The sequence below is a fragment of the Kitasatospora sp. NPDC059088 genome (assembly GCF_042738155.1).
Classification (GTDB): domain Bacteria; phylum Actinomycetota; class Actinomycetes; order Streptomycetales; family Streptomycetaceae; genus Kitasatospora.
Genome location: NZ_JBHYGR010000185.1, coordinates 5,179 through 15,164 on the forward strand (window position 1 = coordinate 5,179; position 9,986 = coordinate 15,164).

A 9,986-nucleotide genomic window follows, 5' to 3' on the forward strand; every position below is an offset into this window, starting at 1 on the left:
GGGGGGGGGGTGGGAGAGCACTACCCCCGACCGCACCCACCCCCCGGGGCGCCCCCCCCCCGCCCGGCGGGGCCGCCGCGCCGCAGTGTTCGGCGCAAGGGTCAGTGGCCGCCCGCGCCGTCCAGGAGGCCTACTCGAACTCGGTACGGGCGATCAGGCCGTGCCAGGTGTCCCGTCCGACCACGCCGTCCACACCGTTGGCGTCGGAGAACTTCGTCTGGTAGGCCACCACCGCGTTGTACGTCTTGCCGCCGAAGGAGCCGTCCACGAAGTTGGGGACGTCCTGGCTCGGGACGACGCCCAGCTGGAGGAGATCGGACTGCAGCTCCTTGACGCAGACGCCGCTCGAGCCCATGCGGAGCGTCACGCTCGGGAGGTCCCAGCCCAGGTAGTGGTAGCTGCCGACCTGCTGCATGCAGGACTGCCAGTAGCCGTACTCCGCCTGGGCCGGCGTCGCGGTCAGTCCCGCGACGGCTGCCACCGCCGCGCCGAGCATCGCGGTGGTACGGACGGCGCGCTTGCCTACTGCCTTCATGAGTCTTTCCTTCAAGTGGTGGGTGGGCCGGGCGGTTCCCGCGCCGGCCGTCGGTGCTGCCCGGAACGGTCAGTTGTCGAACCGCTGGCACGCGTAGTTCGGGTTGTAGAGCTTCTCCCAGGTCTTGGGGCCGACGATGCCGTCCTCCGACAGCCCGTTGCAGTGCTGGACCCAGATCACGCCGGCGTAGGTCTGCTGGCCGTACTGGCCGTCCACCTGCACCGCGTTGTTCATCCCGAAGCCGCTCTCGAACAGGATCAGGCACTGGGCCTGCTTCACCGCGTCACTGTTCTGGTTCGGGGACACGTAGGGCCTGGCGCTGTCCGAGATATAGCTGCAGTACACGTCCGCGGACGCCTGCGGGGCCAGGGCCACCACGCCTCCCAGGGCGATGGCGGCGGATGCGGTGAGGGCGGCCATCCGGCGCCGGAACTTGCTCATGACGAACTCCCTGGAAACAGCTGGCGTGCACGGAACTTCGGGCGGACTCGCGCGGCTCCCGACCGGCCGGAGGCGCCCCGACGGCGGCCCGGGTGCTGGGCCGCCGGGACCTGGGGTGGGATCACCAGGCGACGAAGCGCAGGGCGGGCCAGGTCTCGGGGCCGACGAAGCCGTCCTGGCTCAGGCTCTGCTTGCTCTGGACGTCACGAACGGCGTCCTGCGTCTTCGGCCCGTAGTAGCCGTCCACGACCAGGTTGTTGCCGATCGTGTTGAGCAGGCACTGCGCCTCGACCGTGGCCCAGCTGAAGGAGTTCGGGGACGGGGTCTCGGTGTAGCCGTTGTAGAAGCCGAAGTGCTTGTCCGACTCGGAGGACTTGTACGGCGCGCCGGCCTGCTCGTACTCACGGCCGGCGCAGCTGATCTGGGTCGACGCCGACGCGGTGCCGGCGGTGGCGATGCCACCCGTGGCGAGGAGCAGGGTCGCGGCCGCCGCGAGAGTGGCCTTCTTCATGATGTTCATCGCAGTCCTCCGTAGCCGGGCCGCCGGCCGCTGTCGCGCGGCTCGCCCCGTGATCCGTCGGTCCACCCCGGAGCCGACAGGGAGGACTCTGCACCAGGCGCGAGCCCGTTCGGCCCGCTGGGACGCTGACAGGGGACGCCGCTGCCCGTCCCAGGGCGCTGACCTGCGGATTGGGACACGGCGACCGGTCATCCGGGGACGGGGGAGGGACATGGAAGGGACGGCGCGAGGGGTCCGGGATCCGTGGCAGCACCCCGGTTCAACGGTGCCGGGGGCGAGGCCAGGTCAGGAACCGCCGCCGGAAGGACCGACGGCGCTGAGCGGCGCGGCCAGCGACTCCAGGCTGCGCCGCTCGGCCTTCACCCCGATGGCGGCCTCGACGAGGCCGGCGGCCGTCATCAGGGCGGCGCCGATGCAGAAGGCGAGCGTGGTGTCGGCGACCTTCCCGCTGCTGACCAGGCCGTTGAAGAGCAGCGGGCCGCTGATGCCGCCGACCGCCGTGCCGACGGCGTAGAAGAAGGCGATGGACATGGCCCGGGTCTCCAGCGGGAAGATCTCGCTGACCGTCAGATAGGCCGCGCTGGCCCCCGCCGAGGCGAGGAAGAGCACGGCCGTCCAGCAGGCCGTCATGGTGGCGGCGGAGAGCGAGCCCTGCTGGAAGAGCGCGGCGGTGCCGAACAGCAGGACGCCGGAGCCGAGGTAGGTACCGGCGATCATGGGCTTGCGGCCGACGGAGTCGAAGAGGTGGCCGAGCAGCAGCGGGCCGAGGAAGTTGCCGACCGCGATCACCGCGAAGTAGTAGCCGGTGTCGCCCTCCGGCACCGCGAAGTAGGTGGTCAGGATGGTGGCGTAACCGAAGGTCACCGCGTTGTAGAGGAAGGCCTGGCCGATGAAGAGCGCCAGCCCGAGGACGGTGCGGCGGGGGTAGCGGCGCACCACGGTGCGGGCGATGGCGACGAAGCCGAGCGGCTCCCGCTCGCGGATCAGGATCGGCTCCCCGGTGACCGCCGGCAGCGGCTGCCCGGTCTCCTCCTCGATGCTCCGCTCGGCCTCCGCGACGACCTGCTCGGCCTCCGGCGCCCGCCCGTGGGTGAACAGCCAGCGCGGGCTCTCCGGCACGTGCCGGCGCACCAGCAGGATCACCAGGCCCAGCACCACGCCGATGCCGAAGGCGAGCCGCCAGCCGAGGTCGGTGGCGAACAGCGAGGTGTTGAGCAGGGCGATGGAGGCGAAGGCGCCGAGCGCGGCGCCGATCCAGAAGCTGCCGTTGATGACCAGGTCGACCCGGCCGCGGACCCGGGCCGGGATCAGTTCGTCGATCGCCGAGTTGATGGCCGCGTACTCGCCGCCGATCCCGAAGCCGGTGAAGAAGCGGCAGAGGAAGAAGAACCAGGCCGTCCAGGAGAGCGAGGTGACGGCGGTGGCGGCCAGGTAGACGGCGAGGGTGAGCATGAACAGCTTCTTGCGGCCCAGCCGGTCGGTCAGCCAGCCGAAGAAGAGGGCGCCGGTGCAGGCGCCCGCCACGTAGACGGCGGCGGCGACGGTGGTCACCTGGGCGGTGGTGATGGCGATGCCGCTGCCGTCCTGGGCGAGTCGGCCGGCCATGTTGCCGACGATCGTCACCTCCAGGCCGTCCAGGATCCACACCGTGCCCAGGCCGATCACGATCCGCCAGTGCCAGCGGGACCACGGCAGCCGGTCCAGCCGGGCGGGTACGTCGGTGGCGATCACCCCCGCCGGGGGCTGCTGGTGCGCGGACGAGGTGGGGGTCGGCTTCGCCGGATCGGTCATGACGGTCCTCCTTCGTCGGCCGGACGACTGCTCACGGATGCCTGGTGCCCCGAGAACCGCCCCGGATGCCCGGTGCCCGGAGGAGAGCCGCCCCGGGCCGTCACGCTCGGTGAGTGGTCGCGACTACTCCGTCATGATGCCCCGGCGGCGGCCGGGCCGCCCGGTCAGGAGCCGTGCAGGTGGCGGGCTGGTCCGCCCCGGAGCCCCGGGCCTGTCAGTTGCACCGCCCGCTGCCGCTGTAGCAGGGGGTGTACCAGGTGGGCAGCGGGGTCGGCGGCGCGGGGTGACCGCGATCCCACGCGTGCTGCTGTTGCGCGGCGGACGTCGACAGCACCAGCGCGGCCAGCACCAGGACCGCCGCCGTCCAGCGCGCCCGCAGCAGGGCGGCGAGGGCCGCGAAGCCGAACGTGGCGCCCATCAGGTGCCAGGTGAAGCCGAGTTGGGCATCGGCCGTCCGGTCGGCCGTGCCGTCGGTGACCTGCCCGGCCCAGGCGTGCATGCCGAGGGAGAGCAACCGGACCAGGTAGAAGACTCCGAGGGCGAGGAAGAGCAGCACGCCGATGGTGAGGTCGCGGCCGACCGGCGGTTGTTCCGGGCGGCGGAGGCGGCGGAGCCGGGCGATGACGGTGGTGGCTCGGTCGGTCGGAGGCATGCGGACAGCCTGCCCGAGGAGGGGCGGCGCGGAACTGAGTACGGGTACTCGGTTCCGTCGGGGAACGGCGGTGCCCTGCCGTGCCCCGGCCCGGGGGCCGAGGCCTGCTCGGACACCCGGTGCACCGCCCGGTGCGCCTGGGTGTGCGCCGGTGCGCCGGTCGGGTGCATGCGCTCAATTCAACTGGTGAGACACGGAGTTGGCGCTTTGCTGCGGCGTGGTGGAGCATGGGCGGGGCCCGGTCTGTTGTGGCGCGCTCGCGCCCGGCCGCGGCGGTACGCGAGCGGCGAGAGGAGGCGGGTCCCGTGGCTTCGGTGACGCGTCCGTTTCTGGTCCGGGGGAGGGCGGTTCCGCTGGCCAGGTACCTGGCGGAGGAGGAGATCGAGGGCCTGGTGGCCTGTTCCTGCATCGGCAACGAGGTCACCATCGACCTCGCGGACACCCGGATCCTGGTGAGCCTGGCCGATGTCGGCGCGGTGGTGGGCCTCACCTTCCACATGGTCCAGGATGGTCCGGCCAAGGCCCGCTCCTGGACGCGCAGGCTGCCCGGCGACACCGGGCCGAAGGAACTCGCGACCCGCATCGCCCGGGACGTACGGACCTTGGAGCGCGAACTGGCGCCGCTGCGCCGCCGACCCCCGGAGCGACCGGAGCGTCCGGAGCGCCGTGGGACGGCCGGTTGAACCGGTGCTGCCGGTGGCCCGGCCCCGACCCCGATCCCGCCCCTGGTCCCGCCCCCCGCCCCGGGGGCGGGGGGCTGACGGGGTGGGGGGGGGGGGGGGGGGGGGCGGGGGCGGGGGCGGGGGCGGCATCCTGACGGTCGACTACCTGGTCACCAGCCAGGACAGACTGCCGGTCAGCTCCTTCCGCAGGGCCGGGTCCGCGACGGCCGGGGTCGGGTCGGTCGCCACGGCGGTGAGCAGGTGCGGGCGTGAGCGCGGGCCGGTCAGGTGCAGTGCGTCGAGGTCGAGGGCGGTGCGTCCGCGCAGCCGGGGCTGTTCGCGTCCGTCGAGGTACCAGTGCAGCTGGGTGCCGGGGACGGGCAGGTCGACGGTCAGCCGGTCGGTGGCGGTGAGCCAACTGCCGGTGGGGGTGGGGCTGGTCAGCGGGGTGGCGTGGCGGTAGAAGCCGGCGATCATCGCCTCCCGTCCGGGCAGGTTGAACTCGCGGCCGAGCGAGCGCATGATCGAGTTCTCCGTCGGCCGGTAGAGTCCCGTCGGGTAGTAGCCGCCGCCCTCGAAGCTGCCGACCGTCCCGCCGTCGGGCGAGGCCTGGCCGAGCCAGCGGGCCCACTTGGTGCCCTGGTCGCGCATCCGGTCGGCGGTCAGGGTGCTGATGTTGGCCTCGGGCGGTTCCGCGCCCTGGTACGTCCCCTGGCCGTCGTAGGCGTACTCGTCGGCGAGCTTGCCCAGCGAGTGGCCGGTCTCGTGCACGGCGATCTGCCCGGACTTGGCGTTGCCGCCCGCGACGGTGGCGATGCCCTCGTAGCCGAGCGGGGACTTGATGTCGTTGTAGCCCGCGCCGCCGTACTTGGCGGTGTTGGCCACGACGATCACCAGGTCCGCCTGCGGGGCCTTGGCGGCGTAGCGGTCGACGGCCTTGTCGTCCACGCAGAGCAGCCGTTCCACGCCGTCGCACCAGAAGTAGGAGCCGAGGGCGGTGTGCCGGACGGTGGCCCGGTCGGGATCGCCGGTGACGCCGGACTCCGGTGAGACGGCGGGCACGGCCCAGACGTTGAACAGTTGCCGGTAGGTGGCGTACGGCTCGACGGCGGTGATCTCGCGCCACTTCTCGGCGGCGTCGGTGCGGAACTTCTGTTGCTCCTGGGCGGTGTAGCCGTCGCCGACCACCACCACGTCCAGCTTGGTGGCCGGGTCGCCGTTGCGGACCAGGGCGGTGACCTCGCCGTCGCCGTCGGCGCCCGGGGCGGTGAGGCCGGCGGGTGGCGTGGCCAGGTAGGGGGAGGCGGCGGGTGCCGTGGCGTGGGCGATGGTCCCGTCCTCGTCGAAGGCCTCGACCTGGTGCGGGGGCCGGTCGGTGCCCGGTGCGGCGGCTGCGCCGGGCGCGGCGGGGGCGCCGGACGCGCCGGGTTCCGGCGCGCTCCAGGCGGGGGAGGCACCGAGGAGTGCGACGGCGAGGGCGGCGGTGAGCAGGGCGGGCGCGGTCCTGCTCCTTCTTCTTCTGGTCCTGATCGGCACGGAGTTCCTCCCGGTGGGCGGCGGGTGTGGGGAGGCTCCTTCCCTTGTTGAGGACCTGACAATCAGGAGAATTCGTTGAGGATGCCGCGGAAGAGCGCGGTCGCGGCGATCCAGCAGAGCACGGCGACGATCAGGGTGACGACCAGGGGCCACTGGAGGGTGAGCAGCGCGATGGAGCCGAGGAGCGTGGCGAGCACGTTCGCCACGACGGTGACGGCCAGGACGAACGGCACGACCCCGTCGTCCAGCGGCCACCCCTGGGTGAGCACCAGGGCCGTCCCGGCGGCGATCAGCAGGCTGAGCACGGCGGCGTCCGCCCACGGGTAGGTCTCCGTCTGCGAGCGGTGACCGTGGTAGCCGATCTCGATCACCTCGCCGTGCAGGACCGTCACGTCCACGGTGGTGCCGGCGGTGACGTCGTCGTAGAACGCCTTGCCGACGCCGTACTCGGCGGCCGGCGCCGTCTCGCGGGCCACCGTCAGCGTGTAGGGATCCGAGTCGGAGCCCGGATCCAGGTGCTTCCCGGTCACCCGGCCGCTCTCCCGCGTCGCGCAGTCGTCGGACGGCTGCGCGGGCGCGGTGCAGAGCGGGGTGTGGTGGTAGCGGCGCACGTCCTCGAAGTCGGCGGTGAACCGGACGAAGCCCGCGACGACGAGGGCGAGGCCGACCAGGGCGAGCACGATCCGGGCGACGGGCCGGAGCCTGTCGCCGAGGGACGGCGGCACCTTCCAGCCGTCCGGGTTCGGGCGCTCGTCCCGGACGGGGACGGCGTCCTCAGGCATCGCCGCCGTCCAGCGCCGGCACGGTGTACCCGTTCATCGCCACCCCCGTCGAGTCCTCCCCGGTCGCCCCGGCGTTCGCCGTCGACGCTCCCCCGGTCACAGCCCGGATCATGCCAGGGAACGGCGGAGTGCGCGAGGAATCTCCCCTGCCCGGACCGGACTTGTAGGCGGCGGTAGATTGGCGGGCATGACGCCGACGCCTGATGCGATGAGCCCGGTCTCCCGCACCGCCCTGCCCGTGGTGCTGGTGCGGGCACACGAGAGCACCCGGCCCGAGCCGCTGTTCACCGACCCGTACGCGGCCCGGTTCGCCGAGGCGGCCGGGTTGCCCGCCGAACTCCCCGAGCGGGCGCGGCGCGAGGGCCTCGCGGCGGCGCTCGCCGTGCACATCGTGCTGCGGACCCGCTACTACGACGACCGGCTGCAGGCCGCCGGGGTCGAGCAGGTGGTGCTGCTGGCGGCCGGGCTGGACGCCCGGGCCTACCGGTTGGACTGGCCGGGCGGCACCCGGCTGTGGGAGCTGGACCTGCCGCCGGTGCTGGAGTTCAAGGAGCAGGTGCTCGACGCGGCCGACGCCGTGCCGACCTGCCGGCGCGAGGTGCTGCCGGGCGACCTCCTCGACCCGGGGTGGCCGCGCCGCCTGGTCGCGGCCGGCTTCGACCCGCAACTGCCCACCGCCTGGCTGGCCGAGGGCCTGCTGGTGTACCTGAGCCCCGAGCAGGCGGCGGGACTGCTCACGGCCGTCGGCTCGCTCTCCGCACCGGGCAGCCGGCTGCTGATGGAGCGCGGCCGGGACGTCTCCCGCAGCCCGGAGGATCCGGCGCTGGCCCACGTCACCGAGCTCTGGCAGGGCGGGCTCGGCCCCGACACCGACCAGTGGCTGAACGACCACGGCTGGCAGGCCCGGACCACCTCCCTCGCCGAGGTCGGGGAGGCCTACGGCCGTCCGCTGCCCGAGGGCGCCGGTCGGACCAGCGGCTTCATCGAGGCGGTCCGCACGGCCGGGGGCTGAACCGGGGCGTCCCGAGGGGGTGCCGTCGGCAGGGTCTCACCGGAGGGAGTGGCGGATCCGCAGGCGGCCCAGCCCCGTCCCCCCGGAGATCCGGATGACCGGACCGCCCGGGCGGACGGCCCGGCGGGGCCGGTAGCGCGGCTGCTTGAGGCCGGCGTGGAGGGCCGTGAGGTCGACCACCGCGTCCCGGGGCACGGTGATGCTCGCCCCGCCGGTGCCGAGCAGCAGTTGGATGTCGACCACCGGGTGCTCGATGACCGCCCGGGAGAGGTCCAGTCGCACCCGCCCGAGCGCCGAGGCCACGGTGAGGACGCGCGGGACGCGCCAGGCGCCGCGCCGCCGGATCCGGCCGCCGAGGGCGTCGCCCGTGAGGGTGGCCTCGGACCGGGTGGCCGGTCGGGCGAGGGGCTCCGGCAGTCCGTCGAGGGCCTCGGCGAGGCCGTCCGGTGTCGTCGCGGTGAGCGCCCGCTGCAGTCGCTGCTCCAGCTCCTCGAAGCCGAACTGCCCCTCCGCGTAGGCCTCCTGGAGCCGGCGGACCGCGGCCTCGCGGTCGGCCTCGCTGATCGTGGTCGGCCCGCTCGTGCCGGTCGCCATCACTCCACCCCTCGACTGAGTACGTTGTACGCGGTCATGGCGGCCACGCTAGATTACTGGGTACCGTGTACGCAAGAAGAGGGGCCGACGGTGACCGACGCCGAGTACGTGAACATCTGGATGCGGCCCGAGCGCCCCGCCCGCGGGCCGAAGCCCGCCTACAGTCGGGCGCAGATCACCGAGGCCGCCGTCCGGATCGCCGACGCCGAGGGCCTGGAGGCCGCCACCATGCGCCGGATCGCCGCCGAGATCGGCGCCGGCGCGATGTCGCTCTACCGGTACGTCCCCGGCCGCGACGAGCTGATCCAGCTGATGGCCGACCGGCTGATGGGGGAGATCGACGTCGAGGGCATGCCCTCCGGCGACTGGCGGGGCGACCTCACCCGCTACGCCCACGGCCTGCGCGCCATGTGGCTGCGCCACCCCTGGATCGCCACCGTGCACCGCGCGCTGCCCGGCTTCGGCCCCCGGCAACTGCGCCTGATCGAAGGGGTGATGGGCGTGCTGGACGCCCACGTCCCGATCGACGAGAACCTCGGCCTGATGGCCGTCCTCAACGGCTACGTGGAGGGGGCCGCCCGCGACGAGGTCAGCTGGACCGAGGAGGTCCGGCGCAGCGGCGTCAGCGAGGAGGAATGGCAGGCACGCAGCTACCCGTACGTCCGGCAGCTGCTGGAGAGCGGGGAGTACCCGATCTTCGGCCGGATCGCCCTGGAGGCGCGGGGGCCCAGGCTCGGCCGGGACGAGCAGTTCCGGATCGGGCTGGAGCGGGTCCTCGACTGCATCGCCGCGGCGCTCCCGCCGGAGGCGCGCGCGTAGCGCCGGGGCGCCGACCGGAGCGACCGCATCGCCGAACCCTTCTACACCGGCGACGCCGTCTTCCCCCACGGCTACACCTTCGGCGGCCACCCCGTCTCCGCCGCCGTCGCCCTCGCCAACCTCGACATCTTCGAACGCGAAGGCCTCAACCAGCACGTCCTCGCCAACGAGGGCACCTTCCTCAAGACCCTCGACAAGCTCCGCGACCTGCCCATCGTCGGCGACGTCCGCGGCAACGGCTACTTCTACGGCGTCGAACTCGTCACCGACAAGGCGAACAAGACCACCTTCACCGACGAGCAGTGCGAACGCGTCCTCTACGGCTACCTCTCCAAGGCCCTCTTCGACAACGGCCTCTACTGCCGCGCCGACGACCGCGGCGACCCGGTCGTCCAGTTCGTCCCGCCCCTGACCGCCGACCAGAACACCTTCGACGAGATCGAACAGATCATGCGCCACTGCCTCACCGAGGCCCACAACCGCATCTGACCGATCGACACCAGACCCCGGTGGCCCGCGAACTGCCCCCCGCGGCGCCACCGGTACGGGCCCTGCCTGCGGGAACAGGCAGGGCCCGCCTCGTGCCGCTGTGGGTGGCGGTGCGGGGCGGGCCCGTGGTGCGTGGGGTGTGCGGGGTTTAGC

The 9,986-nt window shown here is 73.2% G+C and carries 11 protein-coding genes and 1 pseudogene; 4 read left to right on the forward strand and 8 right to left on the reverse strand.

Annotated elements, in window-relative coordinates; all coding sequences use genetic code 11:
* Positions 1 to 130: 130 nt before the first annotated feature.
* The 5 genes from ACFWXO_RS41820 to ACFWXO_RS41840 form a co-directional block, all read right to left on the reverse strand.
* Complete coding sequence (locus ACFWXO_RS41820; RefSeq protein ID WP_380531586.1) at positions 131 to 535, reverse strand: peptidoglycan-binding protein; 405 nt, start codon at positions 533 to 535, stop codon at positions 131 to 133.
* Positions 536 to 604: 69 nt separating this feature from the next.
* Entirely contained in the window at positions 605 to 976 is a 372-nt protein-coding gene (locus ACFWXO_RS41825; RefSeq protein ID WP_380531589.1) for a peptidoglycan-binding protein, read from the reverse strand.
* Positions 977 to 1,097: 121 nt separating this feature from the next.
* A complete protein-coding gene (locus ACFWXO_RS41830) occupies positions 1,098 to 1,496 on the reverse strand; it encodes a peptidoglycan-binding protein (protein WP_380531591.1) in 399 nt (132 codons plus the stop codon).
* A gap of 285 nt (positions 1,497 to 1,781) precedes the next feature.
* Entirely contained in the window at positions 1,782 to 3,287 is a 1,506-nt protein-coding gene (locus tag ACFWXO_RS41835) for an MFS transporter (protein ID WP_380531594.1), read from the reverse strand.
* Between the two features lie 214 nt (positions 3,288 to 3,501).
* On the reverse strand, positions 3,502 to 3,939 hold the full coding sequence (locus tag ACFWXO_RS41840; RefSeq protein WP_380531597.1) for a DUF6234 family protein: 438 nt from the start codon (positions 3,937 to 3,939) through the stop codon (positions 3,502 to 3,504).
* 314 nt (positions 3,940 to 4,253) lie between these two features.
* Here ACFWXO_RS41840 and ACFWXO_RS41845 point away from each other — a divergent pair, with 314 nt between their 5' ends.
* Entirely contained in the window at positions 4,254 to 4,622 is a 369-nt protein-coding gene (locus ACFWXO_RS41845) for a hypothetical protein (RefSeq protein ID WP_380531600.1), read from the forward strand.
* Positions 4,623 to 4,763: 141 nt separating this feature from the next.
* Here ACFWXO_RS41845 and ACFWXO_RS41850 read toward each other — a convergent pair whose 3' ends face one another.
* Together ACFWXO_RS41850 and ACFWXO_RS41855 are read right to left on the reverse strand one after the other, a co-directional pair.
* The gene (locus ACFWXO_RS41850) at positions 4,764 to 6,137 is read right to left on the reverse strand and encodes a M64 family metallopeptidase (protein ID WP_380531603.1); all 1,374 of its coding nucleotides are present in this window, start codon (positions 6,135 to 6,137) and stop codon (positions 4,764 to 4,766) included.
* 62 nt (positions 6,138 to 6,199) lie between these two features.
* The gene (locus ACFWXO_RS41855; RefSeq protein WP_380531606.1) at positions 6,200 to 6,919 is read right to left on the reverse strand and encodes a hypothetical protein; all 720 of its coding nucleotides are present in this window, start codon (positions 6,917 to 6,919) and stop codon (positions 6,200 to 6,202) included.
* Positions 6,920 to 7,106: 187 nt separating this feature from the next.
* On the opposite strand from ACFWXO_RS41855, the gene ACFWXO_RS41860 reads away from it, so the two are divergent.
* Complete coding sequence (locus ACFWXO_RS41860) at positions 7,107 to 7,931, forward strand: SAM-dependent methyltransferase (protein ID WP_380531609.1); 825 nt, start codon at positions 7,107 to 7,109, stop codon at positions 7,929 to 7,931.
* A gap of 36 nt (positions 7,932 to 7,967) precedes the next feature.
* Here ACFWXO_RS41860 and ACFWXO_RS41865 read toward each other — a convergent pair whose 3' ends face one another.
* Complete coding sequence (locus tag ACFWXO_RS41865) at positions 7,968 to 8,525, reverse strand: DUF1707 domain-containing protein (RefSeq protein ID WP_380531612.1); 558 nt, start codon at positions 8,523 to 8,525, stop codon at positions 7,968 to 7,970.
* A gap of 90 nt (positions 8,526 to 8,615) precedes the next feature.
* Between ACFWXO_RS41865 and ACFWXO_RS41870 the strand changes: the two genes are divergently transcribed.
* Positions 8,616 to 9,344 carry a TetR/AcrR family transcriptional regulator gene (locus tag ACFWXO_RS41870; RefSeq protein WP_380531615.1) on the forward strand — a complete coding sequence of 243 codons (729 nt, stop codon included), beginning with the start codon at positions 8,616 to 8,618 and terminating at the stop codon, positions 9,342 to 9,344.
* An 18-nt stretch (positions 9,345 to 9,362) separates the two neighbouring features.
* A pseudogene (locus tag ACFWXO_RS41875) lies at positions 9,363 to 9,833 on the forward strand (aminotransferase class III-fold pyridoxal phosphate-dependent enzyme); the annotation flags it as partial.
* Positions 9,834 to 9,986 lie beyond the last annotated feature (153 nt).

Excerpts from the sequence above, each read along its gene's own strand:
- ACFWXO_RS41860 (WP_380531609.1), top strand. The coding sequence starts at position 7,107 with ATGACGCCGACGCCTGATGCGATGAGCCCGGTCTCCCGCACCGCCCTG.
- ACFWXO_RS41830 (WP_380531591.1), bottom strand. The coding sequence starts at position 1,496 with ATGAACATCATGAAGAAGGCCACTCTCGCGGCGGCCGCGACCCTGCTC.
- ACFWXO_RS41835 (WP_380531594.1), bottom strand. The coding sequence starts at position 3,287 with ATGACCGATCCGGCGAAGCCGACCCCCACCTCGTCCGCGCACCAGCAG.
- ACFWXO_RS41855 (WP_380531606.1), bottom strand. The coding sequence starts at position 6,919 with ATGCCTGAGGACGCCGTCCCCGTCCGGGACGAGCGCCCGAACCCGGAC.
- ACFWXO_RS41825 (WP_380531589.1), bottom strand. The coding sequence starts at position 976 with ATGAGCAAGTTCCGGCGCCGGATGGCCGCCCTCACCGCATCCGCCGCC.
- ACFWXO_RS41865 (WP_380531612.1), bottom strand. The coding sequence starts at position 8,525 with ATGGCGACCGGCACGAGCGGGCCGACCACGATCAGCGAGGCCGACCGC.
- ACFWXO_RS41820 (WP_380531586.1), bottom strand. The coding sequence starts at position 535 with ATGAAGGCAGTAGGCAAGCGCGCCGTCCGTACCACCGCGATGCTCGGC.
- ACFWXO_RS41840 (WP_380531597.1), bottom strand. The coding sequence starts at position 3,939 with ATGCCTCCGACCGACCGAGCCACCACCGTCATCGCCCGGCTCCGCCGC.